General features: G+C 64.5%; 21 protein-coding genes. 9 read left to right on the forward strand and 12 right to left on the reverse strand.

The window, feature by feature from the left end:
• Positions 1-52 precede the first annotated feature (52 nt).
• The 11 genes from FHS03_RS00355 to FHS03_RS00405 all read right to left on the reverse strand — a co-directional run bounded on the left by FHS03_RS00355 (position 53) and on the right by FHS03_RS00405 (position 14279).
• Positions 53-1948, reverse strand: coding sequence for an XrtA/PEP-CTERM system amidotransferase (locus FHS03_RS00355; protein WP_183439061.1), 1896 nt, complete (start codon positions 1946-1948; stop codon positions 53-55).
• A complete protein-coding gene (locus tag FHS03_RS00360) occupies positions 1936-3120 on the reverse strand; it encodes a TIGR03088 family PEP-CTERM/XrtA system glycosyltransferase (RefSeq protein ID WP_229425999.1) in 1185 nt (394 codons plus the stop codon). Before FHS03_RS00360 ends, FHS03_RS00355 begins: the two co-directional genes overlap by 13 nt.
• Entirely contained in the window at positions 3117-4694 is a 1578-nt protein-coding gene (gene xrtA / locus FHS03_RS00365; protein WP_183439062.1) for an exosortase A, read from the reverse strand. Before xrtA ends, FHS03_RS00360 begins: the two co-directional genes overlap by 4 nt.
• Positions 4691-5992: a TIGR03087 family PEP-CTERM/XrtA system glycosyltransferase gene (locus FHS03_RS00370; protein WP_183439063.1), complete on the reverse strand. Its 1302-nt coding sequence runs from the start codon at positions 5990-5992 to the stop codon at positions 4691-4693. The genes xrtA and FHS03_RS00370 overlap by 4 nt, the downstream gene beginning before the upstream one ends.
• A 3-nt stretch (positions 5993-5995) precedes the next feature.
• Positions 5996-7030, reverse strand: coding sequence for a FemAB family XrtA/PEP-CTERM system-associated protein (locus tag FHS03_RS00375; RefSeq protein ID WP_183439537.1), 1035 nt, complete (start codon positions 7028-7030; stop codon positions 5996-5998).
• 176 nt (positions 7031-7206) lie between these two features.
• Positions 7207-8064 (reverse strand): XrtA system polysaccharide deacetylase, encoded by an 858-nt coding sequence (locus FHS03_RS00380; protein ID WP_221208000.1) that lies wholly within the window; start codon positions 8062-8064, stop codon positions 7207-7209.
• 11 nt (positions 8065-8075) lie between these two features.
• Positions 8076-9227, reverse strand: a complete 1152-nt coding sequence (gene wecB / locus FHS03_RS00385; RefSeq protein WP_183439064.1) for a non-hydrolyzing UDP-N-acetylglucosamine 2-epimerase — start codon at positions 9225-9227, stop codon at positions 8076-8078.
• Entirely contained in the window at positions 9224-10234 is a 1011-nt protein-coding gene (locus FHS03_RS00390) for an XrtA/PEP-CTERM system-associated ATPase (protein ID WP_183439065.1), read from the reverse strand. The genes wecB and FHS03_RS00390 overlap by 4 nt, the downstream gene beginning before the upstream one ends.
• Positions 10235-10249: 15 nt before the next feature.
• Entirely contained in the window at positions 10250-11809 is a 1560-nt protein-coding gene (locus FHS03_RS00395) for a TIGR03016 family PEP-CTERM system-associated outer membrane protein (RefSeq protein ID WP_183439066.1), read from the reverse strand.
• Positions 11790-12722 (reverse strand): XrtA-associated tyrosine autokinase, encoded by a 933-nt coding sequence (locus FHS03_RS00400; protein WP_183439067.1) that lies wholly within the window; start codon positions 12720-12722, stop codon positions 11790-11792. The genes FHS03_RS00395 and FHS03_RS00400 overlap by 20 nt, the downstream gene beginning before the upstream one ends.
• Before the next feature lie 27 nt (positions 12723-12749).
• Entirely contained in the window at positions 12750-14279 is a 1530-nt protein-coding gene (locus FHS03_RS00405; protein ID WP_183439068.1) for an XrtA system polysaccharide chain length determinant, read from the reverse strand.
• A gap of 256 nt (positions 14280-14535) precedes the next feature.
• Between FHS03_RS00405 and FHS03_RS00410 the strand changes: the two genes are divergently transcribed.
• From FHS03_RS00410 to FHS03_RS00445, 8 genes are all read left to right on the forward strand, one after another.
• A complete protein-coding gene (locus tag FHS03_RS00410; protein WP_229426000.1) occupies positions 14536-15354 on the forward strand; it encodes a S1 family peptidase in 819 nt (272 codons plus the stop codon).
• Positions 15355-15514: 160 nt separating this feature from the next.
• Positions 15515-16135: an XrtA/PEP-CTERM system exopolysaccharide export protein gene (locus FHS03_RS00415; protein ID WP_221208017.1), complete on the forward strand. Its 621-nt coding sequence runs from the start codon at positions 15515-15517 to the stop codon at positions 16133-16135.
• A gap of 208 nt (positions 16136-16343) precedes the next feature.
• Positions 16344-16934, forward strand: coding sequence for a hypothetical protein (locus FHS03_RS00420; RefSeq protein WP_183439070.1), 591 nt, complete (start codon positions 16344-16346; stop codon positions 16932-16934).
• Positions 16934-17191 carry an HPr-rel-A system PqqD family peptide chaperone gene (locus tag FHS03_RS00425; protein WP_221208001.1) on the forward strand — a complete coding sequence of 86 codons (258 nt, stop codon included), beginning with the start codon at positions 16934-16936 and terminating at the stop codon, positions 17189-17191. Before FHS03_RS00420 ends, FHS03_RS00425 begins: the two co-directional genes overlap by 1 nt.
• The gene (locus FHS03_RS00430) at positions 17185-18105 is read left to right on the forward strand and encodes an HprK-related kinase A (RefSeq protein WP_183439071.1); all 921 of its coding nucleotides are present in this window, start codon (positions 17185-17187) and stop codon (positions 18103-18105) included. The genes FHS03_RS00425 and FHS03_RS00430 overlap by 7 nt, the downstream gene beginning before the upstream one ends.
• 12 nt (positions 18106-18117) lie before the next feature.
• Positions 18118-19206 carry a nucleotidyltransferase domain-containing protein gene (locus FHS03_RS00435; protein WP_183439072.1) on the forward strand — a complete coding sequence of 363 codons (1089 nt, stop codon included), beginning with the start codon at positions 18118-18120 and terminating at the stop codon, positions 19204-19206.
• A 100-nt stretch (positions 19207-19306) separates the two neighbouring features.
• Positions 19307-20074 (forward strand): GAF domain-containing protein, encoded by a 768-nt coding sequence (locus FHS03_RS00440; RefSeq protein WP_183439073.1) that lies wholly within the window; start codon positions 19307-19309, stop codon positions 20072-20074.
• Positions 20075-20082: 8 nt separating this feature from the next.
• Positions 20083-20943, forward strand: coding sequence for a lytic transglycosylase domain-containing protein (locus FHS03_RS00445; RefSeq protein ID WP_183439074.1), 861 nt, complete (start codon positions 20083-20085; stop codon positions 20941-20943).
• 67 nt (positions 20944-21010) lie between these two features.
• Here the strand turns inward: FHS03_RS00445 and FHS03_RS27880 are convergent, their stop codons facing one another.
• Positions 21011-21886: a PEP-CTERM sorting domain-containing protein gene (locus FHS03_RS27880; protein WP_221208002.1), complete on the reverse strand. Its 876-nt coding sequence runs from the start codon at positions 21884-21886 to the stop codon at positions 21011-21013.
• A 400-nt stretch (positions 21887-22286) separates the two neighbouring features.
• On the opposite strand from FHS03_RS27880, the gene FHS03_RS00455 reads away from it, so the two are divergent.
• A complete protein-coding gene (locus tag FHS03_RS00455; protein ID WP_183439075.1) occupies positions 22287-23132 on the forward strand; it encodes a HesA/MoeB/ThiF family protein in 846 nt (281 codons plus the stop codon).
• Position 23133: the final 1 nt, after the last annotated feature.

Genomic DNA, 23133 nt, shown 5'->3' on the forward strand with positions numbered 1-23133 from the left:
TGCGCGTGTTTCGGCTCGGCGGCCGTGCCCAGAAAATCGGAAGTGCCCATGGTCACGCCTGCATCTCTTTTCTCAGGAAGGCTTCGAACATCAGCAGCGTCCAGATCGGCGCGCTGTAATCGCGACGGCCGGACTGGTGCTGCTCCACCATCTCGTTCAGGTAAGCCTGGTTAAAGATTCCGGTAGCGGCCAGGTTCGGTCCCAGCAGCGAGCTGCGCACGCGCTCGCGCAGCGGACCGCGGAACCAGGCTGCCAACGGCACGGCAAAGCCCTGCTTGCGGCGATAGAGGATATCGTTCGGCAGATAATTTTCCATGCTCTTCTTGAACACGTACTTGCCTTCGCTGCCGTTCAGCTTCATCTCGGGCGGCAGGCCGGAAATCCACTCCACCAGCTTGTGGTCAAGCAGGGGCACGCGCACTTCCAGCGCATGGGCCATGCTGGCGCGATCGACCTTGGTCAGGATATCGCCCGGCAGATAGGTCTTCATGTCCAGGTACTGGATCAGCGAGAGCGGATCGTCGGTCGGCGCCTGGTCGGCATGGGCGCGCATCACGTTGATGGCGCGATAGCCTTGTAGATCGGCGCGGAACTTGGGCGTGAACAGCTGCTGGCGCATCTGGTCGCTCATGATGGAGACGCCGTGGAAATAGCCCTCCACCAGATCGCGCGACAGCGCTTCGAAGGTGGTCTTGGCGCGGAACACGCGCGGCGCCCAATCGGCTTTGGGATACCAGCGTCCCAGGGTGCCGAACAACGGCTTGCGCAGGCCGATGGGAATGCGGCCGCGCACGCGGTTTTCCGCCATGGCATAGCGATAGCGCCGGTAGCCTGCCAGATTTTCGTCGCCGCCGTCGCCGGACAAGGCCACCGTCACGCGCTTGCGCGCCAGTTCGCACACGCGGTAAGTCGGGATCGCCGAACTGTCGGCATACGGTTCGTCATACAGATCGGCCAGGGTGTCGAGCAGGCCGTAGTCATCGGTGTCCACGGTTTCGACGTGGTGGTCGGTGCCGTATTTCTGCGCCACTTGCGCGGCATACGCCGATTCGTCGAAGGCCTTGTCCTTGAAGGCGATGGAGCAGGTATTGACCGGGCCGTCGCTCAGCCCCGCCATCATCGCCACCACGGCGCTGGAGTCAACGCCACCGGACAGGAAGGCGCCCAGCGGCACTTCCGCCACCAGGCGGATTTTGACGGCCTCGCGCAGGCGCTCCACCAGCTCGCCCTCGGCGTCGCCCAGCGTCATGCCGGCATGGCGCTTGAAGGGGACATCCCAGAACTGCTGCGGTTCGGCCAGCGGCGCGCCGACCTTCTGCAGCAGGCGGAAACCGGGCGACAGTTTCAGCGCGCCCTTATAGATCGTTTTCGGTTCCGGCACATAGCCGTAGGCGAAATAGTCTTCCACCGCCTGCGGATCGATCTCGCGCGGCAAGCCGTTTAGCGAACGCAGGGCTTTCAGCTCGGAGCTGAAGACGAAGAAGCCGTCCGGCAGCATGGCGTAGTACATGGGCTTGACGCCCATGCGGTCGCGCGCCAGGAACATCACCTGCTTATTGCGGTCCCACAGGCCGAAGGCGAACATGCCGCGGAAATGCTCGACGCATTGCTCGCCCCACTCTTCCCAGGCGTGCACGATCACTTCGGTGTCGCTCTTGGTCTTGAAAGTGTGGCCGAGCGCCTTGAGCTCCGCCGTCAGCTCACGGTAGTTGTAGATTTCGCCGTTGTAGCAGACCATCACGCTGCCATCCTCGTTGCCCAGCGGCTGCTGGCCCAGCGAGATGTCGATCACGGACAGGCGGCGGTGGCCGAAGCCGACGCCGGGTTCCACATAGATATCGCCCTCGTCCGGACCGCGATGATGCTGCGTATCGTTCATCCGGCGCAGCTGGTCCTGATCGATCTCGCGCTTGCCGCGCGTGTCCAGGATGCCGACTATTCCACACATGATGGGACCGCCCTTCTAAGTTTGATCTTGCGTTCGCACAGGGTGTCGTACAGCGCCTGGTATCCTGCCACCATGGCCGCCATGCTGTACTTGCGCAGCACGCGCTCGCGGCCCGCCGCGCCATGGCGGACGGCCAGCTCGGGTGCTGCCACATATTGTTCCAGCGCCGCCGCCATGGCGGCGGGGTCGGATGGCGGCACCAGCAGGCCGGTGACGCCATCCTCGATCACTTCGGGAATGCCGCCGACGCGCGTGCCCACCACGGGCAGGCCGCTGGCCATGGCTTCCAGCGCCGATCCTGGCGTGCCCTCGGCGATCGATGACATGGCAAAGACGCTGAAGCTGCGCAGGATGTCGGCCACGTCGGTACGCGCGCCGGGAAGCCAGACCGCGTCGGCAATGCCGGCGGCATTGGCCTTGGCGCGCATGGATTCCAGCAAAGGGCCGTCACCGATGATGGCCAGACGCAGAGCCGGCGCCAGATCGGGACGGCGCTGACGCAGCGAGATGAAAGCGTCCATCAAGGTGGCATGGTCCTTCACGTCCTGCACCCTGCCCACGGTGCCGATCACCGTCAGCCCGTCGAAAAAGCGCGGCGCTTCGCCACTGCCGCGCGCGCGGAATTTTTCGGCGTCGATGCCGTTCGCCAGCATGCGGCTCTTCTGTTCCGGCACGCCGATCACCTTGCGGTTCCATTCTTCCATCGCGGCGGAATTGGCGTAGCAGCAGTCGTAGAAAGGCAGCATCAGGCGGCGCAGCATATTGTGCTTGCGGTTGCTGCCATCGGGGTCGTTGGCGTCGCGGCCATGCGCGCCGTTGACGCGCACCGGCACGCCGGCCAGCAGCGCGGCCGGCGCGTATTCGATGGCCGACAGGTTATAGCTGTGCAGCACCGCTGGCTGCAGGGCGCGCAGCAGCTTCCACAGCGCGATATGGGTATGCAGCGACAGGCCGGGCTGCTTGTCCAGCGCATGCAGTTCCACGCCCGGCTTGCTGATCTTCTTCGCAAACTCGGGATTGAAACCCGTCAGGCACACCACGGCGTGGCGGTAACGCTCGGCCGGCATGCGGTTGATGCGCTCCACCATGAGCGTTTCCAGCCCGCCGAAGTCGAGGCGGTAAATCAGGTGGACGACGAGTGGAATCCCGTTCATGGCGGCGGCAGGCATCATGGTTTCAGGTTGGCGGCGAGCGTCTTTTCCAGCGGAGTTAGGCCGGTGGAAAGGAAGTGGCGCATGACGGCGCGCGCGGCGTCGGGATTTTCCTCATATGGCGAGTACAGCAGCACGATGGCGCCATCGTCGCGGCCCTTGAGCAGCTTCTGCTTCACCTGCAGCAGCTTGCCGCCGAAATTGCTGGCGGTGTTCTGGCCATCGATCCAATACCACTGCCACACCAGGAGCCGGTTTTCCCTCGGTCCATTCAGGACGGATTCGCGCACGGCCAACTGGCGGCCGGCGATATTCTCGCTGCGCACACTGGCGCCCATATCGTGCCATGGCGACTTGTCGTCGCCCACCAGGCGGTTGCTGGAGCTGATCAACTTCGAGCCCTCGTGCTGCTGGCGGAAGTAGAACAGCTCGAAGCCCAAGGGCTGGCCGGCCACCTGGTAGTTGCGGCCCAGATGGGCATTGGCCTGGTTCATCCCAGGTTTCCAGTCGGTGAACGGCTCGGCCGCCTCCACGCCAGGCTGGAAATCGTTCAGCGCGGCGCTTGGCGCCTTGCCCTGGCCATGCTGCAGATAATAGGCGTAAGCGGGCCAGACGCCGATGGCAAGCGCCAGGCCCAGGGCCACGCCGGCCATGCACGCTGCCGGAACCATGCGCGCGCTGTGCGGCGCCGCCATATGCGGAGTTGGCGCGGCGGCTTCCTGGTCCTGGCGCCAGAAACTGCCGACCCAGAACAGCAGCAGCATCACCAGACCGAAAAAGGCCCAGCCATAAATCAGGTGATCCACGCCGACCGCCATGGTCATGCCGCTCATATGGCCGATCATCACGATCATGTAGGCACGCGCGCCGTTGGCGGCAATCGGCACCAGCATCGAAGCCAGCACGAACAGGGCGCGGCGCAGGAAGGTGCGGTAGGTCAGGTAGGCAAACAGGCAGCCCAGGGTAATCGAGGAAATCAGGTAGCGCAGGCCGCTGCAGGCTTCCACCACCGACCAGTCGCCGGACGGGATGCTGAAATTATTCCCTTCGCGCAGAACGGGAATGCCGGTAAGGCGCAGGGCATCGACCGTGAAGCTGGCCGTGACCTGGATCAGCGGATCGATCAGGCTTTCGCCCACCGGCACGCCGAACAGGATAAAGAACAAGGGGAAGGCGATGGCCTTGGCGATCCGCACGCCGAACAGGGCCAGCACGGTCAAGGGCAGCATAGCGGCAAAGGCGTACTGGCGCACGATCTGCACCTCGCCCAGTTCGGCCAGCAGCCATCCCGCGCCGCACGCGGCCAGCACGGCCAGCGCCGGCAGATAAGGCTGTACCGGCAAGGTGCGCAGCGTGGCGCGGCGCTGCCAGATCAGCCAGAGGCTGATCGGCAGGATCACATAGCCGTGGGCGAACGTGCCGGAGCGTTCCCAGATCGCGGCAATCGACAGCGCGGTATCGAAGTAGATAAGGAAAGGCAGCAGCAGCGCCGCAAACGCGATCGCCAGGCCGAGCGACGATGCGGATGGGCCGGACGCAAGCTGCTTCCGGTCGACCGCCGGCTTGGTTTCGCTCGGAGAGGATACGGTATTCATGCCTGGTTCCATGTAGGTGCGGCCGCCGCATTGGCTGCCGTTGCAACGCGCTTCTCGTCCACGGCGCCGGCCGGACTGGCGTCCAGCCCCGATTCCAGCATGGCTTCCACCGGCGCCAGGCGCGCGGCCCAGCCATAGGACGTTTCGACGCGCGCGCGCGCGGCGCGGCCGATTTCGTCCAAGGCGTAAACGGCGCTGCCGGCGGCAGGGGCCAGCGCCTGGTTCACGGTCGCCGCAAATTGCGCCGCATCCTCGGCCAGCAGCAGTTCGCGGCCGGTTTCGGCGCTGATGCCTTCCAGCGCCTGCGGCGACACGATGACGGCCTTGGCCATCGACATCGCCTCCAGCACCTTGTTCTGGATGCCGCGCGCAATGCGCAGCGGCGCCACCGACAAGGCGGCATGGGCGACATATGGACGCACGTCGGGTACGGTGCCGGTCACGCGGATGCCGGGCAGCGCGGATAGGGCTTGCACTTCCGCCGACGGCCGCGCACCAACGATATAGAAGCGCGCCAGCGGTTCGCGCGCCAGCACCGCCGGGAAGACCTCGCGCGCAAACCAGCAGACGGCATCCACATTCGGCCAGTAATCCATGGCGCCGCAGAAGACCACGGCGCGTTCACCAGCAGCGTAAGGGCTGGCATATTCGGCATGCGGCGTGAAGTAAGCGGTATCCACGCCATTGCCGAAGTAGCCGATGCGATCGCCGCTCTCGGGGGCCAGCGCGCGGAACAGCGCGGCCTCGGGTTCGGAGACGAATAGCGCGGCGTCGCTCACCGCCGCCACCGCGCGCTCGTAGCGCAGCAGGCGCTCGGCCTCGTAGGCATACAGCAGGCGCATAGGCCAGGATTTGCGCTGCGCATACTGGCGCCATTTATCGGAATCGACATCGCAGAAATCGACCACGCGACGCGCCTGCGGATACGTTTCGGCGTACTGCGCCATCGGCCCGGAAAACACCATGACGCGGCCAATGCGCTGCTCGCGCATGGTTTGCGCCACCCAGGCGCGCAAGCCGCCGTCGCTGTAATAATCCTGCGACAGCGAACGGTTGCCCAGCAAAGCGCCAAGGCTGCGCAGGCGCGCCCAGCGCGGATCGAGGCGCGCGAAGTGGCTGGAGGCGCACAACTCTTTCAAATGCGGCAGATGCCGCCAGTCGTCTTCGTCATCGACGAAAGTGCCGAGGTGGACGCGGTAACGCTGCACCAGATGCTTGAGCAAATGGTAGGAACGGATCTTGTCGCCCTTGTTCGGGGGATAGGGAATCCTATGCACCAACAGCAGCAGGTCGTCCACGATTCACCCCAGGTCTTTGACGATGTGCGGGCCCAGCGCATTGGCCAGGGCCAGCGGCATCTTGCGCCACAGCTTGATGAAGAGCTGGTACTTCGGATTGAGCGGGTTCACATCCGGCAGCTCGGACGAGGCATACAGCTGGTATTCGTAAGGCAGGGGCTGGGCGCTGAAGCCCCAGTTCTTCTTGAAGTCGAAAGCGCCGGTGCCGGCCTTGCTGCGGCCGAAGTCGAACAGGCGATAGCCTTGGTCGGCCGAGGCCTGCATCAGATCCCAGTACATGAAGTCATTGCCCGCCACGTCGCGCGCCAGCGCCGTGCCGCCGCCGTAATACGGCAGCACCTCGTCGCGGAAGAAGAAGCTCATCACGCCGGCCACGATCTTGTCCTCCTGCAGGATGACGCGGACTTCGCAATCGTCGGCGAAGATCTGCTTCAGCAGACGGAAGTATTTTTTAGAGAACACCGGCGTGCCAAGACGGTGCACGCTGCTGGCGTAGGCGTGGAAGAAGCGGTCGATATCCTGATCCACCTCGCCGCGCAGCCCCAGCTTGATGGCCTTGCGCACCATGGCGCGCTGCTTGCGCGGGATGGCGTTCATATTCTCTTCGTTGTCGGCCGTGATGGCCTTGCGGAAGGTGTAGTACAGCTCCTTGCCCTGCCATTTCGGATTGCCGGGATGGGCGGGCTTGCAGTTGCGGTATTCCAGATGGCCGGGATTGAGCGAGGCCGCCAGTTCCTCGGCCGCCTGGTCGAGCAAGGCGCGCGCCTCCCCGCTGGTGGCGGCCACGCCGCCATACACGCAAAAAGGCAAGGACACCAGCGAATGGCCGAACAGGCGGCTCTTGATCTGGGCCAGCGGCAGCACGCCTTCGATGCGGCCATCGCGTTCGACATAGAAGAACCAGCAGCGGTGGCCGAAGGCCTGTTCGATGACTTTTTGCCAGCCGGCGCGGTGGAAGAAGGTCGCCTCGGGACATGCCTGCACGAAGGCGTCCCAGCGCGCGCATTCTTCGGCATTCGGCAGCAGCAGTTGCAGCATCAGCGCGCCGGGTGCGGCGGCCGGCGCTTCCGGCACGGGCGCCTGCGGCGGCGACGCTGGCGCGGCGGCAGGCACATCGGCCTGCGGACGCACAGCCTCGCTTTTCGCGGTGGCTATCGCGGCGGCGGTGGATGCGGCGGCGGCGGCGCGCTGGGCCGCCGCTTCGATAATCGATGTCATGGCTGCCCCAGGAAGATGCGGTCCATGCGATCCCAGGCGAAATCGCGGGTGAGCGCCTGGATGCGCTGGTCCATGCGGCCCAGGTTCACGTAATGGCGGAAGCGCGTCTTCAAGCCCAGGCCTTCGGGGCGCGGCTGCTGCGGATCGATTTCCCAGGGATGGAAGTAGAAGATCGCCGCCTGCCCATCCTCGCGGTTCACGCGGCGCATCATGCGGCGCGACAGGGCGTAAGGCAGCAGGCGGAAATAGCCGCCGCCGCCGGCCGGCAGGTTGCGCTGCATCAGGCGCACCGTGGTGATCGGCACTTCCAGCAGGCCATCCTTGCCGTTCGGGTAGAAGGCGAAGCGCGGCGCGTCCGGCATGCCGTAATGGTCGTGCTGGATCGGGTAGATGCTGGAACTGTAGCGGTAGCCAGCCTCGTGCAAGGCGTCGAGCGCCCATAGATTGCCGGGGCCGATCGAGAAGCTCGGCGCGCGGTAGCCCAGCACCGCCTGGCCGCCGATATCCTCCAGAATGGCCTTGCTGCTGCTGATGTCTTGCATGAACTGGGCGCGGTCCTGGTCGGAGGCGCGCAGATGGCCGTAGCCGTGGCTGGCCAGCTCATGGCCGCCGGCGACGATGCGCCTGACCATGGCCGGATAGCGTTCGGCGATCCAGCCCAGGGTGAAGAAGGTGGCCTTGGCCTGGCCGGCGTCGAGAATGCCGAGGATGCGGTCGATATTCGCCTCCACCCGGCATTCGAGCGAGGGCCATGCTTCGCGCGCGATATGCGGCGCGAAGGCGGATACCTGGAAGTAGTCTTCCACGTCGATCGTCATCGCATTGCGGATGGCGGGAGCGGCGCGCGTATCCATGGTTGCTGTCCTCAGTCCCTTTGTTTGAGCCAGTCGAAGAGGATGGCGGCGATGCGCTCGGCGGCGCGGCCATCCCAGAAATGCGGCACGCGGCCTGCCTTGCCGCCGCCTTGCAGCAGCTCCGCATACGCGGCCAGGATGTGCGCAGGATCGTTGCCGACGATGGTGTTGGTGCCTTCATCCACCGTGATCGGGCGTTCGGTGTTGTGGCGCAGCGTGAGGCAGGGCGTGCCCAGGGCCGTGGTCTCCTCCTGGATGCCGCCGGAATCGGTGAGCACCACGCGCGCATCGCGCATCAGGCCCAGCATCTCCAGATAACCCATCGGCGGCAGCAGCAGCACGTCCGGCGTGTCGAGCAGGTGGCTCAGGCCAAACTTCTCGATGGTGGCGTGGGTGCGCGGATGCACGGGGAAGATCACCGGCGTGCTCTGGGCGATTTTCGCGGCCGCTTCCAGCAAGCCTTGCAGGATGGCGGGATCGTCCACGTTCGAGGGGCGGTGCAGGGTCAGCACGGCGTAGCCGCGGCCTTGCGCGAAACCGGCGCGGCCCGCGTCGGCGGCGATCTGCTCGGTGGGGACGGCGCGCTCCAGATTGGCGCGCAAGGTGTCGATCATCACATTGCCGACGAAATGAATGCGTTCGGAGGCTATGCCTTCCTTCAGCAGATTATCGCGCCCGCTTTCCTCGGTGGTGAACAGCAGGTCGGACAGCTGGTCGGTCAGCAAACGGTTGATTTCTTCCGGCATGGCGCGGTCGAAGCTGCGCAGGCCCGCTTCCACGTGGATTACCGGCACGCCCTTTTTGGCCGCCACCAGGGCGCAGGCGATGGTGGAGTTGACGTCGCCCACCACCAGCACGGCGGCCGGCTGCACCTCGTCCATGGCCGGTTCGAAGCGGCGCATCACCTCGGCCGTCTGCTGCGCGTGGCTGCCGGAGCCGACTTCCAGATTGATGTCCGGATTGGGAATGCCGAGCGCCTGGAAATACTGGTGGTTCATCGCCACGTCGTAATGCTGGCCGGTGTGCACCAGCTTCGCTTCGACCTGCGGGCCGAGCGCGCCCAGGGCCGACATGATAGGCGCCATCTTCATGAAGTTCGGACGTGCGCCGACCACGCACAGGATGCGGTAAATCTTGTCGGTCGTTGGACTGGCGGTGTTCATTCGTTGTTATCCAGATTGATGGAAGATGGCGAGCGCACCATCTTTTTCAGGATGGAGAGCACGGAGACCAGCGACTTCTCCACTTTCAGCATGCGTTCATCCAGCAGGGCCGGATACTGGTTGCCGAAGACGGCCGCCTCGGGATCGAGCGGGTTGGCTTCGGCGGCCGGCGCGGCCGCTGCCGGCGGCGCCTGGAATTCCTGCTGGATGTCGCGGATCACCGTGTCCACGTCGGCATCGGTGAAGGCGTGCATCTCTTCCAGGAAGCCCATCAGCAGCAGGCGGTCGCACAGGTGGTTGGTCTTGCGCGGAATGCCGCCGGTGAATTCGTAGATGGCGGCGTGGGCGGCCGGCGTGAACGAGGGATCGCCCTTCCAGCCCACGGTCAGCAGGCGGTGTTCGATATAGGCCTGGGTTTCATGCTCGTCCATCGGGCCCAGATGGTAGGTGGCGATCACGCGCTGGCGCAGCTGCTGCATGCCGGGGCTGTGCAAGGTGGTGCGGAATTCCGGCTGTCCCAGCAGGAAGGTCTGCAGCAGCGACTTGTCGTCGGTCTGGAAATTGGACAGCATGCGCAGCTCTTCCACCACGCGCGGCGTCAGGTTCTGCGCCTCGTCCACCACCAGCAAGGCGCGCTTGCCCTGCTGTTCGCTGGTGCGCAGGAAGGCTTCCAGGCGCGCCAGCAGCACGGTCTTGCTGGCCGCGTCCTCGTAGGGCAGGCCGAAGCCGGCCACCACCATGCGCAGGGTGTCGTCGGAATCGAGATGGGTGTTGACGATGTGGGCCGCCACGATGCGCTCGGTTTCGATCTGGTTGAACAGATTGCGCACCAGGGTGGTCTTGCCCGCGCCGACTTCACCGGTGATGACGATGAAGCCCTCGCCTTGCGACAGGCCATATTCCAGATAGGCCATGGCGCGCTTGTGGCCTTTGCTGCCGAAGAAGAAATGCGGATCGGGACGCAGGCGGAAGGGCTTATCGCTCAGCCCATAATAACTTTCATACATGGCGCACTGGCTCCGTTAAAGCTTGATCGAGACGGACGCGGCGACCGCGTTCTCGGTATAGTTTCCACTATCGAGGAAGGTGCTGCCGCGCACGCGGCGCAGTTCCATCCCGCCGCTGATCTTCTGATCGAACTGGTGGGTCAGGAACAGGCGCAGGGCGCGGTTCTGGCTGCCTTTGCCCAGACTATTGGAGTCGGCATTGGTGTAGGTCGCGGACAGGCTGGCGCCGGTGCGCGAGTTGAGGCGGTAGTTGAACAGGGCCGAAGCGCCCGTCTGCCGCGTGTTGTCGTTCACATTGCCGCTGCTGCTGCCCAGCAGGGCGCTGTCGACCTGGGTCAGCGACAGCGCTTCGCGCCGCATGCTGAACACATTGAACATGGTCGAGGTGCGTGCCGTGGTGAAGCTGACCGAGGCTTGCAACTGCTTTTGCAGCGCATAGCGGTTGCTGAAATAGTTGACGCTGTCGGGCAAGGCGCGCGGCAGGTTCAGGGCGCGGATATACGCTTCCACCGCGGCGGCGCGCTTGGCCGCGTCGGGGAAATTCGGCATGAACAGGCGGTCCAGCATGGCGGCGGTATCGATGGCCGACGGCAGCAGGAAATTCGAGCGCGAGTTGGTGACCGAGTCGCCATAGCTCACGCTCCAATTGCTGTAGCGCGCGCGGTGGTTCAGCGCCAGCGAATAGCTGTTGCCGTAATAGCGCTTGCCGAGCGAGGCGTCGAGGCTGGTGCGCGGCGAAGGATTCCAGCGGAAACCGGTGGACCAGGATTTGCCCTGGGTGGCCTGGCCGTTGTTCTCATAGCTGAATTTGTCGTAGCCGCCGCTGGCCGTCAGGCTGAAGGTCGGCGTCAGGCGGTAGAAGGCATTGGCCATCACCAGCTGGACGGTGGAGGTGGGCGCGATGCTGTCGTCCAGCACCTGGCGGTTGGCCATCAAGCCCCAGCCGATGGTGCGGAAGGCCGGGCCGCTGTTGATGTTCAGGTTGATGCTGTTGGCGTCGCTGCGGCCCATGCCGCGGTTGTCCGTATCCACCGTGTCGCGCGTGTAGCGCAGCTCCATCTGCGCCGTGCTGCCGAAGCGGTGCTGCAGATAGGGGCTGAGGCGGATGGTGCGCACTTCGTTGCGGTTATTGCCGCTGTAGCCGTTGTCGTTGACCTGGGGGCCGAAGGCCGAGGTGGCTTGCTGGCTGATGGTGGCGGTGCCGTCGAAGAACAGCAGGTCGTCCACTACCTTGGCCTGGGCGCCCGCGTTCAGCGAGCTGGTATTGCGGCCGGTGCCGCCCGTGCGTTCCTTCGAGTACTGGTACAGGTGCAACTGGTAATTGGCGTGCAGCTTGAGGCGCGGTCCCACATTGGTCAGGCTGAACCCCGGCACCACTTCGGTGATGAACTGGCTGCCGGCCTTGTCGTTGCTGGCCAGGCCCACATTGTCGGACCAGGTTTCGCGCAGCTCCACGGCGGGAGCGAATTTCCATTCGGCGCGGGCGGCGGGCGCCGCCATCAGCAGGGCCAGCGCCATTGGCGCCAGCTTGGGCAGGGCAGCGGGGACGCAGCGTTTAGCCATAGTGGTAGTCATAGGTCTCCGAACCGGGGAACTCACGCGACTTGTTATAGACCAGGTTGACGTTGTGGCAGCCCTCCAGCTGGCGCAGCGATTCCTTGACCGCGTGCTGGGTGGTTTTCTCCGATTCCACCACCAGCACGATCTGGCCCATATGGCCGGCCAGCACGTGGGCTTCGCTGGTCAGCAGCAGCGGCGGCGAGTCGAAGATGACGATACGGTCCGGATAGCGGTTGGCGATTTCCAGCACCAGATTATTCATCATCTGGCTGGCCAGCAGCTCGGTGGCGCGCGGGTTGGGCGTGCCGGCCGGCACCAGGGTCAGCGTATTCACATTGGTGCGCAGCATGACTTCGGACAGGCCCATCTTCTCGTCCAGCAGCACATCCATCAGGCCGCGCTGCGAGGGCAGGCCCAACGTGCGCAGCACCGAGGGACGGGCCACGTCGGCGTCGACCAGCAGCACGGTGTTGTCCAGCTCCATGGCGATGCTCATGGCCAGATTGATGGCGCAGAAGGTCTTGCCTTCGCCCGGCAGCGAGCTGGTGATCATGATCAGGTTGCCGGGATTCTCGCCAGGCACGCGCGGCGCCAATGCGCGCTTGATCAGCGGGCGCTTGATGATGCGGAAGTCTTCCACCAGCGCGGTGCGGCCGCCGGCGGCCGTCACCAGGCCCATTTGCTGCATGCGCGCCAGATCCAGTTCGACTTCGCGCGCGCGGCGCGGCGCGGCGCCGGCCTCAGCCGCCGGTGCTGCGGCGGCTGCCGCTTCGGCGCTATGCGGTGCGGCGGCCGGCGCCACGGCATCCGGAGCTGGCGCGGACGGTGCGGTGCTCAGCGGCGGCACCGGGGCCGCCGCTTCGCTAGGCTGGGCTGCCGGGTTGCGGCGGTGGTCGATGCGGCTGGCCGCTTTTTCAATGATGCTCACTTGGACTCTCCATCAGGTGGCCCGCCCTTACAGCGGACGGAGCAGGGCCGCGGCCAGCACGCCGCCATAAGCGGTGAATAAGGTGAAGACGGACAGGCCGAACGCATACAGGCGGCGCTTGCGCATCACTTTCTGCTGCGCGGTCCAATTCATGCCGATGGTGCCGAGAATGGGCATGCCGGTCACTTCGCGCAGGCTGCTCTGGCTGAGGAAGGTGGGCCGCACTTGGCTCAGCAGCAGGGCCACGCCGAGGCCGGCCAGCAAGGCGCCGACGAAGACCAGGGAATACAGGCGCGGCCGGTTCGGCCCGGCCGGCGTGATCGGCGCGGTGGGCGGATCGATGACGCGGAAGGTCAGCATATCGGTCGCCGTGCTCAAGTCGCCGGACAGCTTGGCCGCTTCGCGCCGGCCCACCAGCTTCTCGTAGTTATCCTTGTTGATGGCGTAATCGCGGTTGAGCTGGGCCAGTTGCGCCTCCACTTCCGGCGCCAGGCTGCTTTGCGAGCGCATGCGTTCGAGCCGCGAACTGTACTCGCCGACGCGCGCCTTGAGCGAGGCGATGCGCGCCTCTTCCACCGACAGCGCCACATTCATCTGCTGCAGCATGGGGCTGTAGTTGGCGCCCGGGTCGCCGCTGCTGCGGCTCTTCTTGGCCTCATCCTTCTTGCGCGTTTCGAGCTGGGCGATCAGGCGCTTGGTCGACAGGATGTCGGGGTGCTCTTCGGTGAACTGCATGCGCAGCTGGTCGAGCTGCTTGTTCAGCGTCGAGATGCGGCCATCGATTTCCGGATTGACGACCTCGCGCTCGGCGGCCGACACCGGCGCCATGTCCTCGCCGGCGATCTGGCGCTTGATGGCATTGCGCGCCTGCTCCGCTTCCAGCAGCTCCAGGCGCGCCTGGCTCAGCTTGTCGGACAGCTCGCCCACGCTGGACGTGAAGTCGCCGCCCTGGCGCGGCAGCAGGCCCATGTACTTGAGCTTGAATTCCTTGAGCGCGTTCTCGGCGCCGGCCAGCTTTTCCTCATAGCTCTTGATCTGGTCGTCGATGAATTGCACGGCTTTTTCCGAATCCTGCTTCTTGCTGCCGAAGCTGCCCTCGACGAAGATGGTGAGCAGGGACTGCACCACATCCTTGCCCAGCTTGGGATTCGGATTATTGTAGGAAATGGTGTAAATGTCGTCGCGCTCGGTGCCGCCGACCTTGATCTGGGCCATCAGCTCATCGACCAGTTTTTCATGCTCGTTGACGGTCTTGGCCTTGATGTCGAGATCGACCATGCGCATCACGCGCTCCACATTCGGGCGGCTGATCAGGGTGCGGCGCATGAACAGCACCTGCTGGTCGACATTGGGCATGGTCGTCATATTCGCCAGCAGCGGCTTGAGGATGCTCTGGGTATCGACGTAGACGCGGGCCGACGCCTGGTAATCGTTGGGCAGGCGGTACACCACGGCCCAGCCGACGATCGCCACCGTCCAGGTAATAATCACCGCATACCAGCGATACTTGCCGATCGCTTTCAGGAAAGTGAGGATCAGGGCTGTCAGTTCTGCCATTTCAATTACCTGCGGGAAAGGTGTGATGCGCCGAAAAACACAAGCTGATTATTGCTTAAATTGCATCGATCAGCTCTATCATACCGCAGAAAGCCTTGCTCGTTGATATTAATTTCCTGTTCGAATTAAGCCTTTCACAGCCTGCGTTGCATTCTACAGACAGCAGGAATATTATTTCCCAATAGGCAATATCAATTATATTGATGCAAAGCCCGCCATGCATAGAATTAGATAAAAAATCTGCTATCGTGTGCCCATGAAAATCCTACGCTCTTTCCCGTGTACTGGCACGCGGCGAACGCTGCTGCTGGTCGGCGCCGCCTTGCTGGCCGCCCCCCTAGCGGGCATGGCGCCGCCGGCGCGCGCCACCGACTTTCCGCATGTAATTGCCAGCATCAAGCCCTCGGTGGTGGGGGTCGGCACCTATATACGCACGCGCAGCCCGGCTATCGCCTTTGTCGCCACCGGTTTTGTGGTCGGCGACGGCCTGTCGGTGATCAGCAACGCCCACGCCATTCCCGACATTCTCGATATCGAGCGCAAGGAAACCCTGGGCATCGTCACCGGCACGGGCGACAAGCTGGAGTTCCGTCCCGTCACCGTCAGCGCGGTCGACCGCGAGCACGATCTGGTGCATCTGCGCCTGAGCGGCGCCCCCCTGCCGGCCCTGCAACTGGGGCCGTCGGACAGCCTGGCCGAAGGCCAGGCGTTGGCGTTTACCGGCTTCCCGCTCGGCATGACACTGGGCTTGAACCGCGTCACCCACCGCGCCACGCTGTCGGCCATCACGCCCATGGTCTTGCCGCCCTTGAATTCGAGCCGCCTCGACGCGCGCCTGATCGCCCAGCTGCAGCGCGCGCCCTTCCATATTTTCCAGCTCGACGGCACGGCCTATCCCGGCAATAGCGGCAGCCCGGTGTACGACCCGGAAAGCGGCACAGTGTATGCCGTCATTAATATGGGCTTCGTCAAAGGCTTGAAGGAAAACGCCATCAGCAATCCCAGCGGCATCAGCTACGCCATCCCGGCCGTGTATGTGCAGCAATTGTTAAATGGAAAGCCCGGCGGCAAATAAATCGCAACACGCAAGCTCATCAGGAGACCTATCCGATATACAATATACTTGCCAAAATTAAAATACTTCAGCCGTCCAAATCGTAAGTTTTTCTTTCCGTACAATAATATTTTGGCTTGCCCGGCTGCGCGGGATTAACAAGGAGATTGACGTGAATACTCTGCACCTCAAACTGAGCAAATGGCTGTCCGCTGCCACCCTGCTGCTGGGCGCCCTGGCGCTGAGCGGCTGCGCCACCTCCCACCCGCCGCTGACCGACGCCGGCCCCACGCCGGAAGCCGATTACCTGATCGGGCCGGGCGACAATGTGAACATCACGGTGTGGCGCAATCCGGAAGTGTCGGGCTCGGTGCCAGTGCGGCCCGACGGCAAGATCACCACGCCGCTGGTGGAAGACCTGGAAGCGAGCGGCAAGACCTCGACCCAGCTGGCGCGCGATATCGAGAAGGCCCTGGCCAAATATATCCAGCAGCCGGTGGTGACGGTGATCGTGACCGGCTTCGTCGGCACGTATAACGAGCAGATCCGCGTGATCGGCCAGGCGGCGCGGCCGCAATCGCTGCCTTACCGCCGCGATATGTCGCTGATGGACGTGCTGATCGCCGTGGGCGGCGTGACCGAGTTCGCGTCCGGCAACAAGGCCAGTATCATCCGTAAAGTTGACGGCAAACAGCAACAGTTCAAGGTCCGGCTGGACGACTTGATCAAGAACGGTGACATCTCCGCCAATGTTCCGATGCGTCCCGGCGACATTTTGGTGGTGCCGGAGAGTTTCTTCTGACGTCGTGAACTTACTTTCGTACAATGTCGAGGAATCTTACAGTTTTTGATCTCGCGCAAAGGCCGCTGCCAGATTTAGCCAGCGGCCTGATGCTAAGCCCTTGATTTATAACAAGGTAGAGTTGCCGAGTGACTATTGGAATGGTAATTGCTTCATTCCAGAGCATTGAGTTGCTGAGTGAATGGTCGGTTTTTTGTGAGGAATTGTCGTGTCTAAGCGAGAACAGCAAGATGGAGCGTCCGGCCTGCCCCAGGCCGCGGACACCGCCTCCACCCCACTGCCGCCGCATGGCGTGGCGCGCCGCCGGCTCGGCAAGGCCGGCCTCGCCGCCACCGGCGTCCTGCTGACCATTAACAGCACCCCCGGCATGGCCTGCGAAATCTGCACCACGCCGTCCGGCTCGCTGTCCGGCGGCCTGCAAAGCTACCGCGGGCCGAAGCCGGTCTGCGCCGGCCGCGTGCCGAGCTACTGGACCACCCACACCTGGCCCAGCGGCACCTCGAGCAAGAAGTTTTCCAACATCTTCAGCTGCAACTACGCCAACAGCAAGACCTATGGCACCAGCACGATGATGAATATGCTCAAGGGCCAGTCCTACGACTACCCGCAAAACTATGTCGGCGCCTACCTGACCGCGGCCTGGCTGAATGTGAAGGCCGGCCTGTCCACCTTCCTCACCGAAGAGATGCTGAAAAAAATCTGGAGCGAATTCCAGAGCAAGGGCTATTACCAGCCCACGGCCGGCGTGAAGTGGTATAGCGACAAGATCGCCGAATACCTGCGGGGCACGATGTACTGATGATGGCCCAGCGCTGGCGACTGGCGCCCGGCCAGACCCTGCTGCACCGTGGCTGGGACGGGGAATACGTGGTCTACAACAGCCTGTCCGGCGACACCCATCTGCTCACGGCCGCCGCCATGGCGCTGCTGCTGGCCTTGCGCGAAGCGGAGGCCGACGCGGCGGCGCTGGCGCGGCGCCTGTCCCTGCCCGCGGCCGAAGACGCCGCCGACCTGCTGGCCGATCTGCAGGAACTCGATCTGGTCGAACCATGCTGAGCGTCGGCTCCCTGACGCGCGCCGAACTCGCCGCGCAACTGGCCGGCGGCGGCATCCGCCTGCGCACCGGCGCCTTCACCACCTGCCTGCGCAGCGCCATCCCCAGCCTGGCCGAGGGCATCGCCCTGCTGTATGCCGACTATCCGCTGCTGGCGGCGCACGACTTCGCCGATTTCCATCTGCAGCTGGTGCGCCCGCTCAACGCGCGGCGCTGGATCAAGCCCCAGGTCAAGCTGCTGTACGACCGCCGTTCGATCTTCAAGCCGCTGCCGCTGGACCAGGCCTTCCCCATGTTCGAGTGGGGACTGAACTGGTGCGTGTCGAGCCGCGCCAACCGCTACCTGATCGTGCACGCCGCCGTGGTCGAGAAAGGCGGGCGCGCCCTGATCCTGCCGGCGCCGCCCGGCTCCGGCAAGAGCACCTTGTGCGCGGCGCTGGTGGGCCGGGGCGGCTGGCGCCTGCTGTCGGACGAGCTGACCCTGCTGCGCCTGGACGATGGCTTGCTGCATCCGCTGCCGCGCCCCGTCAGCTTGAAGAATGCCTCGATCGACATCATCGCGCGCTATGTGCCGCAGGCCGTCATGAGCCGCCCCGTGACCGATACCGTAAAAGGCACGGTGGCGCATATGCGCGCGCCGGCCGCCAGCATTGCGCGCAGCGGCGAGACGGCGCGGCCGGCCTGGGTGGTATTCCCGCGCTACGAGGCCGGCGCCGCCACCACGCTGGAAGCGCTGACGCCGGCCCACGCCTTCATGCTGCTGGCGCAGAACTGCTTCAACTACAGCCTGCTGGGTGCGCACGGCTTCACGGCGCTGGGCGGCCTGGTCGACCGCAGCCTGGGCTACAATTTCCGCTACAGTGTGCTGGACGAAGCGCTGGACGCTTTCGACCGGCTGCCGCCACCGCCCCTTTAAGCCCCGACCACCTTGCCGCCCGCCCCGCCCCTGCTGCTGAAAGTCTTGAGCCATCCCGAACAGGCGGGCGCGCTGACGCCGGCCGACTGGGATCTGCTGCTGCGCCAGGCCGGCAGCGCCAACCTGATGGCGGCCCTGCACGCGCTGCTGCAGGCGCGCGGCCTGCTGGCGGCGATTCCGGCCGCCGCGCGCGAGCAACTCGATTGGGCCAGTGTGCTCGGCGAACGCCACCGCCAGGCCGTGCGCTGGGAAGTGCGACGCATCCGCCTGGCGCTGCGCGACCTCGGCATCCCCATCATCCTGCTCAAGGGCGCGGCCTACACGCTGGCCGGCCTGCCGCCGGCCCAGGGCCGGCTGTTCTCCGACATCGATATCCTGGTGGCGGAAAGCGATCTGGACCAGGTGGAAGCGGCGCTGATGCTGGCCGGCTGGGCCAGCACCCACCACGACGCCTACGACCAGCGCTACTACCGCGAATGGATGCACGAGCTGCCGCCCATGCAGCATATGCGGCGCGAGAGTCTGATCGATGTGCATCACGCCATCCTGCCGCGCACGGCGGTGCTGCAGCCCGATCCGCGCCTGCTGCGCGCCGCCGCCGTGGCGCTGCCAGACGACGATGGCTTGCTGACCTTCGCCCCGGCCGATATGGTGCTGCACAGCGCCACGCATTTATTCCATGATGGCGAACTGAATAACGGCTTGCGCGACCTGGCCGACATCCACGGCCTGCTGCTGCACTTCGGCGCCCAGCCCGGCTTCTGGGATGGGCTGGCGCAGCGCGCCGTGCAGCTGCATCTGCAGCGGCCCTTGTTCTACGCGCTGCGCTACTGCCAGCGCCTGCTGGCGACGCCGGTGCCGGCCAGCGCCAGCGCCGCCTGCGACAGCGGCCGTCCCGGCGCCGCCCTGCTGGCCCTGATGGATGCGCTGTTCGCGCGCGCTCTGCTGCCCGACCACGCCAGCTGCCAGGATGCGTACACGCCGGCCGCGCGCTTCCTGCTGTACATCCGCGCCAATTGGCTGCGCATGCCGCCGCTGCTGCTGGCGCGCCATTTATTCCACAAGGCTTTCCTCTCGCCGCGGGCAGCGGCGCCGGCCTGAACACGGGTGGAAAAACCACAGCGCCGCCTACGCAAATACAACGATGCGGCAAGCAGGGCTTGCTACAATAGGTGCACGGATTTTGTGCAAGGCGGCCGCCATGAATCAAACCGAAAACCTGTTGATCAAGCTGCAGGACATGTCGCAGTTCCTGGCCAGCGGCTCGCTCAACGACAACCTCAATGAGCAAGCGGCGATGACGGCCGCCCTGGTCGGCGCCGAAACCTGCTCGGTGATGCTGCTGAACGAAGGCGACGGCGACGAGATGCGCATGAGCGTGTGCGCCAGCCACGGCCCGCTGCCGCCGGCTGCCCTGCAAGTGAAGGTGGGCCGCGGCGAAGGCATTGCCGGCCACGTGCTGGCCAGCGGCCGCTCGCTGCTGGTGGAAGACATCGCCAATTCCCAGTTCGCCCACCTGGCGCGCCGCGCCAGCGATCCGCGCCGCAGCCTGATGCTGGCGCCGATCCGCATCGACGCCAAGGTGGTCGGCATGCTCAATGCAAGCTGCAGCCAGGCCAAGGCCTGCTTCAGCTCGGTCGACCTGCACCTGCTCGATGTGATCGCCCTGTTCATCGGCAAATCGATCCAGGTGCAGCAGCTGCAAAGCATCCTCAACTCGCGCTTCACCCAGCTGGCCATGCTGCAGGATGTGCGCGGCAAAGTCGAAGACAGCGGCATCACGGCCTACCAGCACCCCGACCAGATCGCGCGCATCCTGGCCAAGTCCTTCTTCAAGGAGATGACACGGGCCGGTTTCGATTCCGCCCAGATCGTGCAGGCCGCGTCGGAAATCATCACCCAGTTGAACAGCAATCTGCAACGCCACAGCGAGCGCGCCGCGCGCCGCGAGGATGGCGCTCTGCACTGAGCCGCATCATGCCTGTCCGCCGCATTCCTCCCCTGTCCTTCTTGCTGGGTCTACTCGGCGCGGCGGCCGCCTGCGCCCAGAATGCGCAAGTGCTGACCGAGCAGGCGGTGCGCCATGAACACGGCGAAGGCATGCCGCGCGATCTGCCGCAGGCGGCCACGCTGTATTGCCGCGCCGCCCGGCTCGGCGCGCCGGAAGCCCAGTATGCGCTGGGCTGGATGTACGCCAATGGCCGTGGCGTGGCGCGCAGCGACGCCACGGCCGGCCGCCTGTTCGCGCTGGCGGCGGAACAGGGCCATGCCCAGGCGCGCAATATGCTCGCGCTGACCCCGCCGCTGGCGGGCGCCGCCCTGCCCGACTGCATGGCGCCCGATCCGCCGCTGCTGGTCGATTTCGAACCGGAGCCGGAGTATGTGGCGGCCAGCCGCAGCGTACGCCTGCTGGTGGACCGGCTGGCGCCGCAGTTCGACATCGATCCGCACTTCGCGATGGCGGTGATCGCGGTCGAATCGGGCTTCAACGCGAAAGCCGTCTCGCCCAAGAACGCCCAGGGCTTGATGCAGCTGATCCCGGAAACGGCGCAACGCTTCCGCGTCAAGGATACTTTCGACCCGGAAGCGAATATCCGCGGCGGCCTGGCATATCTGCAATGGCTGCTGGCCTGCTTCGAAGGCAATGTGCAACTGGTGGCGGCGGCCTACAATGCCGGCGAAAAAGCCGTGGCCAGTTATGGCGGCGTGCCGCCCTATGCCGAAACGCGCGACTATGTGCAAAAGATCGCCCGTCTCTACCGTCCCGCCAGCCACCCCTACCGCGCCGGCCTGGCCGCCGGCTTCCTGCAGACGGTCGGCGCGCGCAAGCCGCGCTGAACCGGCATCACGGCCCCGCAAAAAAACTGCCCGGCAAGCCGGGCAGTTAGTGTGTGCTGCGAGAGTCTTATTGTTTGCGGCGGCGCAGCCCGGCCAAACCTGCCAGACCCAGACCGACCAGGGCCAGCGATGCAGGCTCAGGCACTTTGATGGCGCGGATCGGATCGTTGATGAAACCGGCAAAGCAGGTGCCGTTATTGACTTCGGCGGCGGTGCAAGTACCGGAGCCGAGGTCGGCGCCGTTCACGCTCAGCGTGAATTTACCGTCCAGGTCGTGACCGAAGAGGCCGTTGGTATCCCATTGCGAGGCCGCGGTGCCGCCTGCCACGTCGGCGAAGAAGGAACCTTTGCCGTCGGTCGGCAGGGTCACGCCCGAAGTCTGCTGCACCATGGTGGCCAGGGTTTCATCGGCCGTTGGATCGGTACCGCCGGCCACGTTCAGGGTTTGCTTGCCGACGCCGAATTCCAGCTTCAGGTAGGCCGGGCCAAAGCCCGACAGCAGCGAGTGCATATCGTAAGCGGTGCGGCCGCCCGGCGCTGCATTGTAGTTCGAGTTCAGGGCCAGCAGGTCCACATTGCTGCGGTACACATCCAGGTGGATCTTGCCGTCGCCGATGCCGCCGGTCGCGCCCACGTTATAGATGTCGAAGGTGCCGCCGGAATTGGCCACGATATTCTGGTCGGCCACGCCGTACAGCATGTAGTACAGATAGGTGCCGTCGGAGGTGCCGTAGTTCCAGTTCTGGCCGCCGACGCCCTGGATCTGGGTGATCGAACCGATGCCCCAGGTGCTTTCATTGGTGCCGGCCCAGAGATTGGTTTCCGTGGTCAAACCCACCAGCTTGATATTCAGGTTGCCGGTCAGCGCATCCAGGGTGGTTGCAGAGGCGCCCATTGCAGCGAAGGCCAAGGACGATGCGACAAGTAGTTTCTTGAGTGACATTTTGTGGATCTCCATTTTTGTTGAGAGCGCCGTCTGTCTAGCGTCAGCATCCATTAAGCAAGCCGCATGCCACTTTGCTGCGATTCAGGGTTTTCCGAGGGAGCTGGCCGCATTTCCGACGGCCTGCGGCACGGCCGCCGACTCACTTTCAAACACGGCTGTAAAGAAAGCCGACACCGTCTGCCGGCTGTGGCCGCTACAGCCCTTGCCGGACTGACAAATAGGAAAATGACTAGGACAGAAGCCTTGAATTGACGCGGTTTACAGTCCGCATGGCAACAAGAAAGCGGCGCGCCTTGTTCTTACTGTAAAGATTCCCGACATTGGCGAATTTAATGACGGGGCTGTTTGAAATTGCTATATCCTGTAAGCCATTTCCTAACCGGCGAGCGAGGTCATCATGGCTACGGTTTTCAACTACGACACCTTTGTCACCCGCAATGAAGGTTATGTCAGTCCCGCCACCCAGGCGAAAATCAAGGACAGCAGCCTGCTGATCGCCGGCAATGGCCTGGGCAGCTCCACCGCCATCTGCGCCGCCCGCATGGGCTTCCGCAAATTCGTGCTGATCGATGGCGACACGGTGGACGCGCATAATCTGAACCGCCAGTTCTTCGACTTCGACGATATCGGCACGCCCAAGGCGGCGGCGCTGAAAAAGCATATCCTGCGCATCAATCCGGAAGCGGAAGTGGAAGCCATCGTCGCCAATCTGGACAAGAGCAATGCGGCCCAGTTGGTGGGCATGGTCGACATCATCTTCGACACCATCGACTTCCTCGACCTGGAAGCCATCCTGCACCTGCACACCTCGGCGCGCAGCCTGGGCAAGCCCATCTTCACGGCCCTCTCCATCGGCCAGGGTGCCGGCGTGCTGTACTTCCCGCCCAATGCGCCCGGTTCGCTGGCCGAGATCATCGCGCACGACGTCAGCCAGGCCACCACGGAAGGCGACGCCAGCTATTCGAATGTGTTCGGCAAGATCATGGCGCGCATCGGCGCCCACCTCGACCGCCAGGTGGTGGAACAGGTGGCGCGCGCGCTGACCATCATGGAAGACGGCCGCCCTTGCCCCGCCTCGCAGCTGGCGGTGGGCAGCTTCACGGTGGCGGCCATGGCGGTGTCGATGATGCACGATATGCTGGCCGGCCTGCCCGTGCCGCAGTCGCCGCAGATCGTGGTGCACAGCTTCAAGAACCACGTCACCAAATTGATCGACATCAGCAGCGACGCGCCGGCCGCCTGAA

The sequence above is a fragment of the Pseudoduganella violacea genome, from assembly GCF_014191875.1.
Lineage (GTDB): Bacteria > Pseudomonadota > Gammaproteobacteria > Burkholderiales > Burkholderiaceae_D > Rugamonas > Rugamonas violacea_A.